Below are 14,038 nucleotides of genomic sequence, written 5' to 3'. Positions count from 1 at the left end.
CCTCTCTCCCCGGCCCGCCGATCCCCCATCGGCAGGCCGGGGATGAGGTCATGTATACTTCCGGCAAAGCACGGGAAGGGAACCCGTGCCGCCGGCCTCGCAGGCAAGAAATGCGAGGTAGTATCCGAAATAATTACCAGCCGAGCTTGGTCATGGCCTCATCAACAGCCTTGATGACAATGTCGATCTCCTCTTCATTGACGATCAGCGGCGGGACAAAGCGCAGGACGTTGCCGTTGGTGTTGTTGATCAGGACGTTGCTGTCCTTGAAGCACAGGTCGACGACGGGCTGGCCGGAGGGCTTGTTGAGCTGGATGCCGTCGATCAGGCCGAGGCCACGGATCTCGTTGACCGCCTCGGGATGGTTCTTCTCGATGATCTCGTGGGCCTGCTTGCGGAAATACTCGCCCATCTTGCGGGAGTTCTCGATGACGCCGTCGTTGATCATCACGTCGAGCGTGGTGGCAGCGAGCGCGCAGGCGAGAGGACCGCCGGCGAAGGTGGAGCCGTGGGTGCCGGGCGTCAGGGTCTTGGCAGCCTCGCCGCGGGCGCAGACAGCGCCAATGGGCACGCCGGAGCCGAGAGCCTTGGCCATGGAGCAGGTATCGGGCTCAACGCCGTAGTTCTGATGCGCGAAGAGCTTGCCGGTACGGCCGGAGCCGACCTGGACCTCGTCGAACATGAGGAGGATGCCCTTCTCATCGCACAGGTCACGCAGGCCCTGCAGGAATTCCTGGGAAGCGGGACGCACGCCGCCCTCGCCCTGGACAGGCTCGGTCAGGATGGCGCAGACGTACTCGTCCATGATGTCCTTGACGGACTGGAGGTTGTTGAACTCAGCATAGCGGAAGCCGGAGGGCAGGGGCTCGAAGTAGCGGTGCACCGCATACTGGCCGGTGGCCGTGCAGGTCGCGAGGGTGCGGCCGTGGAAGGAGTTCTTCATCGTGATGACGACGAAGCGCTCGGGATGGCCGTGATCCTTGGCGTACTTGCGGGCGAGCTTGATCTGGCCTTCGTTGGCCTCAGCGCCGGAGTTGGCAAACAGCACCTTGTCGAAGCAGCTGTTCTCGACGATGAGCTTCGCGGTCTGGACGGCGGGCTCATTGTAGAAGTAGTTGGAGCAGTGCAGGATCGTGTGGGCGCGCTCTTCGAGGCACTTCACGATCGCGGGATGGCAGTGACCGAGACCGTTGACGGCGATACCGCCGATGAAGTCGAGGTACTTGTTGCCGTCCTTATCGAAGACGTAAGCGCCTTCGCCGCGCTCGATGGAAAGGGGCATACGGACATGGTTGCCATAGAGATACTTGTCGCCGTTCTCGATGACTTCGGCGTTGGTCTTGAACTTTTCGATCATTATTATGTCCTCCTATAATAAAAGTTGGGTGTATGTTTTACCATTTGATGCCGACGCTCGGCTGTGCGGTGCCGATCGTCGTGCCGGTGCCCTCGTTCGTGAAGGCCTCGTAGAGCACGGAGTGCGGCTTGCGGCCGTCGATGATGTTGACGCTCGTCACGCCCTCTTCGATGGCCTGCACGCAGCAGTCGACCTTCGGGATCATGCCGCCGGCGATCGTGCCCTTGTCCTTGAGCGCCTTGACATCCTCGATGTTCAGATAGCTGATGACGTCGCGGATCTTGATGTCGTTGCACAGGCCCTCGATATCGGTGAGGATCACAAGCTTTTCAGCGCCCAGCGCGGAAGCGAGCTTGCCCGCGGCGGTATCGCCGTTGATGTTGAAAGTGTGGCCCTGACCGTCGGTGCCGACGGGGGCGATGACGGGGATGTAGCCCGCGTCGAGCAGGGCGAAGATGGGCTTGGGATCGACATAGTCGATGTCGCCCACGTAGCCGTGGACCTCGTCGCGCTGGTGGCAGTGATAGATGTCACCGCTGACGCCGGAAAGACCGACCGCCTTGCCGCCAAGCTTGTTGATAAAGCCAACGAGCTCGGTGTTCACCTGGCCGACGAGCACCATCTCGACAACACGCATGATGTCGGCGGAGGTGTAGCGCAGGCCCTCGATAAACTCGACGGGGATGTCGAGCTTTTCGAGCATCTTGTTGATGCCGGGGCCGCCGCCGTGGCTGAGCACGGGCTTCATGCCGAGGAGCTTGAGCAGCACCACGTCGTGCATGACGGCGTCCTTGAGCTCTTCATTGATCATGGCGTTGCCGCCATACTTGATGACGATGATCTTACCCTGATACTTCTGAAGGTAAGGCATTGCCTCCATCAGAGTTTCGACCTTGTTTGCGATATCGCTCATGGTGGAGCCTCCTTCAAAAATTAGGTGCGGTAGTCGCCGTTGATCTTGACGTAATCGTAAGTGAGGTCGCAGCCCCAGGCCTTGGCCTCGCCGTCGCCCTGATAGAAGCGGACGATGACGGTAATGTCATGCTCGGTGAGGACCTTCTTGGCGAGCTCTTCGCTGAAGTCCGCGCCGAAGCCATCCTTCATGACCTGCACTTCGCCGGCAGCGCTCTTGATGATGCAGTCGGCACGGGTCGGGTCAACGTCAGCGCCCGAGTAACCGGCAGCGGCCATGATGCGGCCCCAGTTGGCGTCGCGGCCGAAGACGGCAGCCTTGAAGAGCATGGAGCCCGCGATGGACTTGGCGACCAGGCGCGCGTCGTGCTCGGTGGGCAGGCCGTAGGCCTCGACCTCGATGAGGTGGGTCGCGCCTTCACCGTCGGAAGCAACGCGGCGGGCCATATCGGTGCAGATGGCGAGCACAAGGTCGGCCATCGCCTTCTTGTCTTCTTCGGTCTTGATCTCAACGCCGGAAGCGCCGTTGGCGAGCAGGAAGATCGAGTCGTTCGTGGAGGTGTCGCCGTCGACGGTGCACATGTTGAAGCTCTTATCCACAGCCGCGGAGAGCATCTTCTGCAGGTCTGTGGGATCCGCCTTGGCGTCGGTCGTCACGTAGACGAGCATCGTCGCCATATTGGGGTGGATCATGCCAGAGCCCTTGGCCATCGCGCCGATCTTCACGGTGCCGGTGGAGAGCTGCAGCTCATAGGCGCACTCCTTGCGGACGGTATCGGTGGTCATGATGGCGTAGGCAGCCTCGGAGCCGTTCTCCTTGGCAAGCTTTGCGGGAATGATCTCGCGGATGCCCTGAAGCACCTTGTCGACCGGAAGTCTCTGGCCGATGACGCCGGTGGAGCAGACGAACACTTCGTCCTCGCCGAGGCCGAGCAGCTTTTCCGCCTCGCGCTCAACGGTGCGGGCGTCTTCGATGCCCTGCTTGCCGGTGGCGGCGTTGGCGTTGCCGGAGTTGATGACGACGGCGCGGGCCTTGCCCTTTTTCAGGATCTCGCGGTCAAGGATGACCGGAGCTGCGCAGAACTTGTTCGTGGTGAAGCAGGCCGCGCAGGAGCAGGGCAGGTCGGAGTAGAGAACAGCGACGTCGGGCTTCTTGTTCTCGCGCTTTTTGATAGCGGTGTAGACCGCGCCGGCGGTGAAGCCCTGCGGCGTGGTAACGCCGCCCTCGATCTTTTTCAGATTGGACATGTGGGGGGATCTCCTCTCTTAACGTTAGTTTAACAGCATTCGTGCCTAAATCGGGTCGAAACTCGTCGAACCGAAAATTACGGATACATCGGGGGCATCATGAGGCCGGTGGTCTCGGGCAGGCCCATGATGAGGTTCATGTTCTGGATGGCCTGGCCGGCTGCGCCCTTGCCGATGTTGTCGATCACGGAGGAGACGATCAGGCGGTGGGTACGCGCGTCGAAGGTCGGGGTCATCTCGCAGAAGTTCGTGCCGTAGACCCACTTGGTCTGAACGGGCAGGCTCGCCGGGAAGACCTTGACGAAGGGCTCATCCTTGTAGAAGTCCTTGTAGAGCTCGTAAACTTCCTCGTTGGTGAAGTCTCTGTCGCAGGTAGCGTAGATGGTGACCTCGATACCGCGGACCTGGGGCAGGAGGTGCGGCTGGAAGTTGATGTACTGCCAGGTCTCGGGCTTCATCAGATCCTTGCCGGTGATGTAGGCAATGTTCTGCTCGATCTCGGGCGTGTGGCGGTGGCCGCCGCCGAGGGCGTAAGCGCAGAAGTTGTTCTCCGCCTCAGTGAGGAGCTTGTTGAGGGCGGGACGGCGGCCTGCGCCGGTGTAGCCACTCTTGGCATCGATGACGATGGTATTGTCAACGATGTGACCGGCCTTGAGCATGGGCTGGAGGCCGAGGGTGGAAGCAGTGGGATAGCAGCCGGGGTTGGCGATGAGCTTCTTGCCCTTGGCAAGGTCGCGCATGACCTCAGGGATGCAGTAAACAGCGTCGTGGGTCATCTTGGCGTCGGGGTGCTTCTGGCCGTACCACTTCTCCCAGACGTCGACATCGCGGAAGCGGATGTCAGCGCCGATATCGATGATGGCGCAGTCCTCAGCGAGCACGATCTCCGCCCACTTGGCCACATCGCCAGAGGGGACCTGGATCATGATGACATCGCTCTTCTTCGCGGTCTCGCGGACGTTCTCCTCCGTGAGATCCATGATGACCTGATCATAGAAGCCGCGCAGAGCGGGATGATGCGTGGAGATGGCATCTCCGACACCGTAGGTATCGAGCACGTTGACAAGCTCTCCCTCGTGGTGGTTGACCATCATGCGGAGCACTTCGCCGCAAACATAACCGGTAGCACCGATGCAGGAATAATGGATCATGTCTGTTTTCCTCCTTGTTGATTCGACATTTTGTCTGACAATTTTGTACTGCTTGGAAAATCCCGTGTGTAGGCATTGAATTTTCTTTGTTGATATTGTATAATCCAAAAGCAGTTTTGAAAAGCGAATATATTTTTATATGCGCATTCCAAAATGGAATCTTCGAGATATTGTTGATTATTGAGGGCATTTATAATGAGTATTCGTAAATATATTGCCTATCTCCGCACTGTGGAGACCGGCAGCATCACTCAGGCGGCGAACGAATTGGGCTATACGCAGTCCGCCGTGAGCAAGATGATCTCCGATCTTGAGCAGGACTGGCAGGTCAAGCTCTTAACGCGCAACCACTCCGGCATTGAGATCTCCTCCGACGGCATGGTGCTCCTGCCCACGATCCGCGAGATCGTCAAGGACTATGAGGACCTCAACTTTGCCGTGTCCGAGCTGCATGGCGTGCAGTCCGGCACGCTGCGCCTCGGGTGCTTTACAAGCCTTGCCATCAGCCTGCTGCCGGAAATTCTGAAGGACTTCCACCAGACGTACCCCAACATTCAGATCCAGCTGATGACTGGCGAGTATTATGAAATTTCCGAATGGCTGCGCCGCGGCGCGATCGACTGCGGCTTTCTTGCCATCCCCGCCTCCAACGACTTTGAGACGACGCCCATCCTGCACGACACGATGGTCGCCATTCTCCCAAAGGATCACCCGATGGCGGACGCGTCCGTCTTCCCGCTCGAGCAGCTGCCGCACGAGAACTTCGTGCGCCTGATGGAGATCGAAGACTACGAATTCAACCGCCTGCTCGACCATTACAACATCCACCCCGAGGTCACCTACGACACAACGAGCGACTTCGCGCTCTTGTCCATGGTCGAGGCAGGACTTGGCGTCGGCATCGTGCACAGCCTGCTCATCAAGCCCGGACGCTACCGCGTCGCCGCGCTGCCGCTCAACGTCAAGCAGTCGCGCGAGATCGGCATCGCCGTGAAAAAGGGCTTTCTCCCCTCCACGATCACGCAGCTTTTTCTCCAGCATGTGGTCGACTACACCAAGGATATGGGCGAGATCACCGTCATCCGGCACTGAGTTTTTCTTGAAAAATCAGGAAAAATTTCATTTTCCAACCGGCGGTTGGAAAGGATTTTCCCCGATTCAACCACCGCGCCATTGTCAATCCTCCCCATGCCCCCTATACTGAGTCCATAACCGGTGATTCAAAGCCGCGGCTGCAGCACGGGGCAAGGAAGGACCAACATGTTACGATCGGCGATCAGGCGTTTGCACGCGATGTGCTGCCTGAATATGAGGGAAACGTCGGCGCCTGACTTCCCGTTCGACGCGGGACACCCGCTCATCGCGTTTCCAACGCTCACTTTACTATTATAATGCAGTGCAGGAGGATAGACAACTTGGAAGAATCGACAATGGGCGTGCGCATTCTGCGCCGCCGTAAAGAAAAAGGACTGACACAGGAGGCGCTGGCAAACAAGCTCGGTGTGAGCAATCAGGCCGTGTCAAAGTGGGAGGGCGATGTCTGCTGCCCCGACCTGCAGCTTTTGCCGCTGCTGGCCGACACGCTGGAGCTCAGCCTCGACGAGCTCTTTGGACGCGAAAGCAAAGAAAAGCCCACCCAAAAAGCGGAAGCGGACAGTCAGATCTTGCCCATCGCGGCAGAGCTGCCGTGGGAGGATGACGACGCCATCCACGCCGTGCTCTTCCAGGGGCACCGCCTGCTCCAGCCGAAACAGGGGAGCCTGTTCCGCCACGACAAATACGACGAGATCCGCAAAACCGTCGAGCTGCACTTTTCCGGCACGGCGCAGGATATTTACAGCGATTTTTCCGTCGTCTGCACAGATTCGACGATCCACGGCAGCGTCAGAGCCGGTGACGGCGTGACCTGCACCGACGTTGGCGGCGACGTGACCGCGGGCGATGACGTGACCTGCGGCAATGTCGGCGGCAATGTGCAGGCGGGCGACAGTGTGCACTGCACCGGCGACGTGCAGGGCAATGTCCGCGCGAGCGACAGCGTCACCTGCGGCAATGTCGGCGGCGACGTGTCCGCAAACGACAGCGTCCGCTGCGGCGAGGTCAAGGGCAATGTCCGCGCAAGCGACAGCGTCACCTGCGGCGACATCAGCGGCAGTGTGAGCGCCGAGCGCGTGCGCTGCACCAAAGCCGGCGGCGAAGAGCAGGAGAGCTTTACTTTCACCAAGAAGGGCAAGAGCTTTTCCTTCCCTCTCCGATAAAACCGTAAAAGCGCGGCCTTAAGAGGTCGCGCTTTTTTCCTTGTCATCGCGGCGGGTTTGTGTTACCATAACTTTGACAAAGGAAAAGGTGGGAGAAACATGGAAAATACCTTCAAGAGTTCCGTCTTCGGCGGCTTCAACCGCGATGACGTCATCCGTTATATTGAAAAAACCTCGCTCGAGAGCAAACAGCAGATCGAAGCGCTCGAGCAGGAAAGCGACGGCCTCTGCCGCGAGAACACGGAGCTGCGTGACAAACTCGCCGCCGCCGAGCGCGAGCGTGACAAGCTCGCCGAGTCCTATTCGACCGCGTCCAGCGCGCAGGATGCACTGAAAAAAGGTCTGACCGCCGCGCAGGAGACGATCTCCGAGCTGCGCGCGCAGATCGAAGAGGGCGCGCAGAAGCTCACGAGCGCCAAGGCAGATTATGACCGCCAGCTGAAAGCAAAGGAAAGTGCTGCCGAGCAGCGCATCGCCGAGCTGGAAGCGCAGCACGCCGAACGCCTTTCCGCCGCCGAGCAGGAGCGCAAGCGCCTTTTAAGCGAGCTTGACGAGCTCCGCCCGCAGGTCGAGGAATACGGCCGCGTCAAGGCGCACATCGCCGACATTGAGCTCTCCGCCCGTGAGCGCGCCGACGCGCTCGACGCCGCCACGCGGGAGCGTTTGCAGGCAATGATCGCGGCATGCAGAGGGCACTGCGAGCAGGTGCTCTCGACGCTCGGCGCGACTTGCGAGAGCGTGTCGAACGAGCTCAAGCGCGCGGACGCTGCCGTCGCACAACTGCCCGAGGCGTTCACCACGCTGGAGGGCCAGCTCGACGAGCTCAAAAAGTTAGAGCAGTGACAAGATAGCAAAAAAGAAGTGCGTTCCCGCTAGGAACGCACTTCTTTTTATGCTAATTCGCTGTACTGATTAAAGATGTCTGCAAATTCGTCCAGATGCTCGCGCAGGCTGTCGGGCGCCTCGGTGCGGAAGTAAAGCACCTCTCCCCCGCGGCGCAGGATGAGAAACTGGTGGACTTCGTCCGGTTCATTGGGAAGCCGGGTATTTGGTTTGATAAATTCTGCGTAGTACGCCTCGTCAAAGCCGTCAATCGAAAGCGTCTGCGCACCGTCTTCCATAAAATAGTCCCGCAGCTCATGTGTCAAGGGCTTTGCCAGTGCGGAGATACGCGGGGCGTAGAAGTCAAGCTCCGTGCTGTACTGCATCCAAGTGTCGATCGTTCCCGCATACGGCGTTTCGCCGACAGAGTACACGTGCCCGCCGAGCGGCGTCGAGAGATCGCGCACACCATACCAGTCCGATCCCCTTTCGCCGCCGAGCATCTCGGTCCCGATATACGGCAGCGGCGGCTCGTCATAGCTGTCGCCGTAGGCCGTATCGTTCACTCGCCAGAAAATCAGCGTGAGCGCCAATACACCGGCAATGATCGTAAGCGCGCGGTTCGCTTTCGCCCGGCGGTTGCGCGGCATCTTCTCCACGCGCTCGCACGCCTCCATCGCGCGCTTGAGCGTCCACATCTCGTTTCTCTCCTTTGCCTCGCTCAGGATACCGAGGATACTGCCTAAGATAATGGACACAAACTGAATGACCTCGCTCTTTTCCATCGTGAGGAACGACATCACCGGGAGACTCAAGACACTAAAAAGGAAATAGACGAGCCAGATGTCCACCACCAGGAAGAACATCGGCAGGAAATAGCTGCGGCGCAGCTTTTTACGCAGTCTTCGGTAGCCGTAGGAATCCGTACAGTCCTTCGGCGTGGGGACGTGCGCGGTCTTTTCGCCGCGCCAGATGTAGAAAATGCCGTCCTTCGTCCGGCAGACGTACTCCCAGCCCAGGCGGGCGCGCTTTTCGCGCAGGCTTTCGTCGGGGTCGTCATCGTCCGCGGCGGGTTCCAGGTGATAGCGGCAGTCGCGCGGCTCGCCGATCACAAAATCGTCGTAGCGGAGCAGGAGCTTCCCCTCCGCCGCGCGCTCAGAAAGCCACTGCTCGATGCCGCGCGGGTCATAGGCGCTGGGCACAAAGCGGATGCTCTTCGTCTCGGGCTCATTCTCTTCGCTCGGCGCAGTCCCTCCGCTCCCCGGAAGCTCTGTTGTCTCGCGCAGGTTTTCGTCCATTCGCGCTCCCTCCTCTCTTCTCTCTATGCAAAGTATAGGAGACAGGCGGGATTTTTTCAAGCAAATTCAGCGAGCATTGACAAAAATCGCGCGCAAGTTTATTGTTACATCGCAAAAAAGGCAGGAAATTCCTGCCTTTTTTCGTTTCACAGCAAAATCGGCTGAATTTGTCTTCCCTCCAGCGCCGCTTCGGCCGTCGGGATAATTTTGCGGAAGTCCGCGATCAGCGACGTGGGCTTCACCTCGGCGTTGTCCTGCCCGAAGGGGACAAAATAGTAGTTCTTGCGGTTCAGCAGCACCGCGATGTTCGGCGCGCTCGCGGATAAGCCGTCATTCGTCGCAATGGCAAGCACAACGGGCTTGCCGTTGCGCAGGTGCCCCTTCGCCGCCATCGTCACCGCGCCGTCCGTGATGCCGTGGGCGAGCTTGGCAAGCGTGTTTCCCGTGCAGGGCGCGATGACGAGCACTTCCATCGCCCCCTGCGGGCCGAGGGGCTCGGCTTCGACGATATTGCGCACGGCCTTCCGCCCCGCCAGCGCCTCCACGCGGGTGACGAAGTCCTCCGCCGTGCCGAAGCGCGTGGAATACTTCGCCGCGTTTTCCGACAAAATCGGGACGATCTCGTGCTCGCGCGCGATGTCCTCGTAGATTTTCAGCAGCTCGGGATGGTTGCAGAACGAGCCGCAAAAGGCAAATCCGATCTTCATGCTTCCTCCTTGATGAGTCGACATAACGTCTTTTTGATGGCCCGCGCCGCCGTCTCCGGCGCGACGCGCCCGGGCAGTCCCCCTGCCTTGAGATACGAAAGGCGCAGCGTTTCGACCGCGTCCATGTCAAAGCCGCTCGCGCTCGCAAGCTCGATGAGCAGGCAGTCCGGCGGCAGTTCGGCAAGGAGCGCTTCGTCCAATACCTGATGCGGCACGGTGTTGAACACCACGCGGAATTCCCCCAGCGTGCCGGAGAGGCGGTTCGTGTGCAGCGGCGCGTAGCCGAACGCGTCGATCCACGCAAGGTCCGACCGCTTGCGCGCGCTGACACTGACCTTCGCTCCCAGCGCGCTCAGATCGTGCGCGAGCACCTTTCCGATGCGGCCAAAGCCAAGCACGAGGCATGGCGTGCCGTGCAGCGTGACACTCGTGTGCTTCATCGCCGCCTCGATGGCCCCCTCCGCCGTCGGGATCGCGTTGCGCACGCTCAGCTCTTCCGAGGCAAAGTAGTCCGTGATCGTAAGCCCCAACGACTGCGCGAGCGTTGACGCGTCGTTTCCCACATTGCCCGCGAAAATGCGGTGCTCGCGCCGCAGCGAGCGCAGCAGGCTCTCCATCGTGAGCTCTGTGCCGCTCAAATAGCCGTTTTTCTCCGCCGGCAGCGGCAGGACGATGATGTCTGCTTTCAGCGCGTCGCACAGCGCCAGCGGCTTTGGCGCACCGGTCAGCTCCCACGAGCAGACGTCGTACCCCTCCGCCGCCATCATCCGTGCGAGTAAGCGCATGCGCGCGTCGCCGCCCAGGAATGCTATCGTCTGGTCCATCTCATTCCCCCTTTTCCATAAAGGGTATGCCGCGGCGCGTGCGCGCATGACGCAAACTATTTTTGATTTTTTGCTTGACAACTCTATTTTTATCGCTATAATAAGAATTATTCTAATTCTTATTTAGGAGAAACGCATGACCAAGTACGCCCAGCAGATTCTCGATCTCGTCCTGTGCTCCACCGAGCACCCGACCGCCGAGCAGATTTTTCTGCAAATGAAGCAGGAAAATTCCAAAATCGCGCAAGCTACGGTGTATAACAACCTCAACGCGCTTGTAGCGGACGGCAAACTCATCCGCCTGTCGCAGCCCGGCGCGCCCGACCGCTACGACAACACCACGCGCCACGATCACCTGATCTGCACCCGCTGCGGCGCGCTTGCAGACTTCAGGTTCACCGACCTGACGCACGACATCGAAGCCGCGCTCGGCGCGCGCATCCAGTCCTACGACCTTCGCATTCACTATCTCTGCCCCGCCTGCCGCAAAGCGCAGGAAGAGCATTAAATTTTGAGAGAAAAAGGAGAATTTCACCATGAAGACCAACAAGTATTCCGGCACCAAAACTGAGCAGAACCTGCGCACCGCCTTCTCGGGCGAATCCGAGGCGCGCAACAAGTACACCTTCTTCGCCTCCACGGCCAAGAAAGAGGGCTATGAGCAGATCGCCGCGCTCTTCCAGAAGACCGCGGACAACGAAAAGGAGCACGCCAAGATGTGGTTCAAAGAGCTCCAGGGCATCGGCTCCACCGCCGACAATCTGCTCTCCGCCGCTGAGGGCGAAAACTACGAGTGGACCGACATGTACGATTCTTTCGCCAAGACCGCAGAGGAAGAGGGCTTTCCCGAGCTGGCGCAGAAGTTCCGCCTCGTCGGCGAGATCGAGCACCATCACGAAGAGCGCTACCGCGCGTTGCTGCGCAACGTCGAGACCGCCAAGGTCTTTGAAAAGAGCGAGGTCAAGGTCTGGGAGTGCCGCAACTGCGGCCACATCGTCGTCGGCACCAAGGCCCCCGACGTCTGCCCCACCTGCAACCACCCCCAGAGCTACTTCGAAATCCACGCGGAGAATTATTGAGAATCGGCAAACTAACAAGAGAGCCGCAGGCTGTGCCTGCGGCTCTCTTACTATTCACTTACTCCTTCGGCAGCAGGATGCAGATCGTCGTGCCCTTGCCCTCTTCGCTATGAAGCTCGACTGTACCGTGATGGTACTGCACGGCGTGCTTGACGATGGAAAGGCCGAGGCCTGTGCCGCCGCTTGCCTTCGAGTGGCTCTTGTCCACGCGGTAGAAGCGCTCGAAAATGCGGCTCTGGTGCTCCGGCGCGATGCCGATGCCCGTATCGGCCACGGAGACGAACGCCTTGCCGTCCCGCTCGCCGACGCTTACCTTCACGCTGCCACCCTCGACGTTGTACTTGATAGCGTTGTCGCAGAGGTTATAGATGACCTCGTACAAAAGCCGCCGCACACCGCCGATGGTCTCGCTCTCGCCCTCGACGGCGATCGCGATGTGCTTCTCCGCCGCCGCGGTCTTGAGATCGTCCGCCGCCTCCTGCGAAAGCGCGAGCAGGTCGACCGTCTCGCGCGGCATTTCGTCGCCTTCGTCGAGCTGAGAGAGACGGATGATATCACCGATCAGCGTGACAAGGCGCTGCGCTTCTTTTCGGATGTGGCCGACGAAGCGGGGGACGTCCTCCTGCTTCACCATGCCGTTTTCCAGCAGCTCCGCGCTGCCGATGATGCCTTGCAGCGGCGTTTTGAGCTCGTGCGACACGTTCGCCGTGAATTCACGGCGCGTCTGCTCCGCTGTCTCGCGCTCGGTGATGTCGAAAGCCAGCAACACAGCGCCGACCGCCGCGCCGCTTGCGCCGATGCGGCTGACGTCAAACTGCCAGATACGGCCGCCGCGCTCCACGCGCGCCTCACTGTGCCCCTCGTCCATGGCGCGCTCGATGGCAAGGCTCATGTCGTGGCTGCGGTCGATGGTCAAAAAGTCCTGCCCGACGCAGCTCTCGTCCGTGCCGAAGAGCTTTTCCGCCGCGGGGTTGATACTCAGCACATGCTCTTTTTCATCGAGCAGCACAAGCCCTTCGCGCATGCTGCTTGTGATCTGCGAAAATTCCGTCTGCTGGCGCTGAAGTTCGTCCATCTGCTCGTCGATCTGCAAGTGCTGGCGGTTGATGCGCCCGAGCAGCGGGGCGAGCTCTTCATAGGCGTCATTTTCAAGCGGATGCTCAAGGTCCAGCTTGTTGAGCGGCTGGACGATGCGGCGCGACAGGCTCTTGGCTAAAACAGAGGACAGGATCAGCGCCACGATCAGCACCACTAAAATGGGCTGCACCATGCCGACGAGCAGCACGCCCGCCGTCGCGCGGCTCATGGAAATGCGCAGCACGCTCCCGTCCGTGAGCTTTTCCGCGCAGTACATCGTCTTTTGCAGCAGCGTCGAGGAATAGCGCGTACTCTCGCCCTCGCCGTATTCCAGCGCTTGCTTGACCTCCACGCGGTCGGCGTGATTTTCAAGGCTTTCGGCATCGGTCACGGTGTCGTAGAGCACCGTACCGTCGTTTTCGATCCACGTCAGGCGGTAGCGCTCGGAGGAGAGCTGAGAGAGATACTCCGTCCCGTTTTTCTCCACGGCGACGGCGGCAAGCTCCAGCTCGTCGCGCAGCTGCTTTTTTTCGACGCTCCCGAAGTATTCGTACAGGCAGCCCATGATGACGAGCAGGCTCGCCAGCAGCACCGTGCCCGCCACAAGCAGGATGGAGTGAAAGATCTTTTTTGTCATGCCTTGCCCTCCATCCGGTAGCCCACGCCGCGCACGGTCTCAATCTTCTCGCCGTACGCGCCGAGCTTCTGCCGCAGCGTGCGGATGTGCATGTCCACCGTGCGCGTCTCGCCGCAGTAGTCCGTGCCCCACACGTCCGCCATGATCTGGTCGCGCGAAAACGCCGTGCCGGGATGCGAGAGAAACAGGCGCAGCAGTTCGAATTCCTTGTATGTCAGCGCGACGCTCTCTCCATCCGCCGTGACGGTGTGGCTCTCTTCGTCGAGCACCAGACCGCCGCAGCGCAGCTGGGCTGCCGTCTTCGTGCCACAGCGGCGCAGCACCGCTTTGACGCAGGAGACGAGCTCCATCACGCCGAACGGCTTTGTCAGATAGTAGTCTGCACCGAGATCGAGACCGCGGATCTTGTCGTATTCCGCGCCCTTGGCCGTCGCCATGACGACAGGGATATCGGAAAGCGCCGCGTCCGCGCGCATGCGGCGCAGCAGCTCCATCCCGTCGATGCCGGGGAGCATCACATCGAGCACGACAAGCTCGGGTCTTCCCGTGCGCAGCGCCTCCCAGAACGAGGTACCGTCTTCAAAGCCCTTGGCCTCAAAGCCGGTCGATTGCAGGGCATATACCTCGATATCGCGGATACTGGCATCGTCTTCCACGCACCAGATCAT

Annotated in this window: 14 protein-coding genes; 5 read left to right on the top strand and 9 right to left on the bottom strand. The window is 60.1% G+C overall.

The window, feature by feature from the left end:
• Positions 1 to 133 precede the first annotated feature (133 nt).
• The 4 genes from NI20_RS0103620 to argC all read right to left on the bottom strand — a co-directional run bounded on the left by NI20_RS0103620 (position 134) and on the right by argC (position 4,668).
• Positions 134 to 1,357 (bottom strand): aspartate aminotransferase family protein, encoded by a 1,224-nt coding sequence (locus NI20_RS0103620; RefSeq protein ID WP_033120085.1) that lies wholly within the window; start codon positions 1,355 to 1,357, stop codon positions 134 to 136.
• A 37-nt stretch (positions 1,358 to 1,394) separates the two neighbouring features.
• Positions 1,395 to 2,270, bottom strand: coding sequence for an acetylglutamate kinase (argB, locus tag NI20_RS0103615; RefSeq protein ID WP_033120084.1), 876 nt, complete (start codon positions 2,268 to 2,270; stop codon positions 1,395 to 1,397).
• Positions 2,271 to 2,290: 20 nt separating this feature from the next.
• On the bottom strand, positions 2,291 to 3,517 hold the full coding sequence (gene argJ / locus NI20_RS0103610) for a bifunctional glutamate N-acetyltransferase/amino-acid acetyltransferase ArgJ (RefSeq protein ID WP_033120083.1): 1,227 nt from the start codon (positions 3,515 to 3,517) through the stop codon (positions 2,291 to 2,293).
• Between the two features lie 77 nt (positions 3,518 to 3,594).
• Complete coding sequence (gene argC, locus NI20_RS0103605; RefSeq protein WP_033120082.1) at positions 3,595 to 4,668, bottom strand: N-acetyl-gamma-glutamyl-phosphate reductase; 1,074 nt, start codon at positions 4,666 to 4,668, stop codon at positions 3,595 to 3,597.
• A gap of 195 nt (positions 4,669 to 4,863) precedes the next feature.
• Between argC and NI20_RS0103600 the strand changes: the two genes are divergently transcribed.
• The 3 genes from NI20_RS0103600 to NI20_RS0103590 all read left to right on the top strand — a co-directional run bounded on the left by NI20_RS0103600 (position 4,864) and on the right by NI20_RS0103590 (position 7,769).
• Positions 4,864 to 5,760: a LysR family transcriptional regulator gene (locus NI20_RS0103600; RefSeq protein WP_033120081.1), complete on the top strand. Its 897-nt coding sequence runs from the start codon at positions 4,864 to 4,866 to the stop codon at positions 5,758 to 5,760.
• 323 nt (positions 5,761 to 6,083) lie between these two features.
• Entirely contained in the window at positions 6,084 to 6,926 is an 843-nt protein-coding gene (locus tag NI20_RS15340; RefSeq protein WP_197055348.1) for a helix-turn-helix domain-containing protein, read from the top strand.
• Positions 6,927 to 7,025: 99 nt separating this feature from the next.
• Positions 7,026 to 7,769, top strand: coding sequence for a hypothetical protein (locus NI20_RS0103590; protein ID WP_033120080.1), 744 nt, complete (start codon positions 7,026 to 7,028; stop codon positions 7,767 to 7,769).
• A gap of 47 nt (positions 7,770 to 7,816) precedes the next feature.
• Here NI20_RS0103590 and NI20_RS0103585 read toward each other — a convergent pair whose 3' ends face one another.
• From NI20_RS0103585 to NI20_RS0103575, 3 genes are all read right to left on the bottom strand, one after another.
• Entirely contained in the window at positions 7,817 to 9,046 is a 1,230-nt protein-coding gene (locus NI20_RS0103585; protein ID WP_033120079.1) for a DUF2812 domain-containing protein, read from the bottom strand.
• A gap of 146 nt (positions 9,047 to 9,192) precedes the next feature.
• The gene (locus NI20_RS0103580) at positions 9,193 to 9,753 is read right to left on the bottom strand and encodes a dipicolinate synthase subunit B (RefSeq protein ID WP_242842908.1); all 561 of its coding nucleotides are present in this window, start codon (positions 9,751 to 9,753) and stop codon (positions 9,193 to 9,195) included.
• The gene (locus NI20_RS0103575) at positions 9,750 to 10,577 is read right to left on the bottom strand and encodes a dipicolinate synthase subunit DpsA (protein ID WP_033120077.1); all 828 of its coding nucleotides are present in this window, start codon (positions 10,575 to 10,577) and stop codon (positions 9,750 to 9,752) included. The genes NI20_RS0103580 and NI20_RS0103575 overlap by 4 nt, the downstream gene beginning before the upstream one ends.
• 136 nt (positions 10,578 to 10,713) lie before the next feature.
• Between NI20_RS0103575 and NI20_RS0103570 the strand changes: the two genes are divergently transcribed.
• Positions 10,714 to 11,085 (top strand): Fur family transcriptional regulator, encoded by a 372-nt coding sequence (locus NI20_RS0103570; RefSeq protein ID WP_033120076.1) that lies wholly within the window; start codon positions 10,714 to 10,716, stop codon positions 11,083 to 11,085.
• Between the two features lie 28 nt (positions 11,086 to 11,113).
• Positions 11,114 to 11,656, top strand: coding sequence for a rubrerythrin (gene rbr, locus NI20_RS0103565; protein ID WP_033120075.1), 543 nt, complete (start codon positions 11,114 to 11,116; stop codon positions 11,654 to 11,656).
• Between the two features lie 58 nt (positions 11,657 to 11,714).
• Here the strand turns inward: rbr and NI20_RS0103560 are convergent, their stop codons facing one another.
• Entirely contained in the window at positions 11,715 to 13,370 is a 1,656-nt protein-coding gene (locus tag NI20_RS0103560) for a cell wall metabolism sensor histidine kinase WalK (protein WP_033120074.1), read from the bottom strand.
• Positions 13,367 to 14,038: a response regulator transcription factor gene (locus NI20_RS0103555; protein WP_033120073.1), complete on the bottom strand. Its 672-nt coding sequence runs from the start codon at positions 14,036 to 14,038 to the stop codon at positions 13,367 to 13,369. Before NI20_RS0103555 ends, NI20_RS0103560 begins: the two co-directional genes overlap by 4 nt.

The sequence above is a fragment of the Oscillibacter sp. ER4 genome, from assembly GCF_000765235.1.
In the GTDB taxonomy this organism is placed as follows: Bacteria; Bacillota; Clostridia; order Oscillospirales; family Oscillospiraceae; genus Hominicoprocola; species Hominicoprocola fusiformis.
The sequence above is the reverse complement of the archived record's forward strand: the minus strand, read 5'-3'. Positions and strand labels throughout refer to the sequence as shown.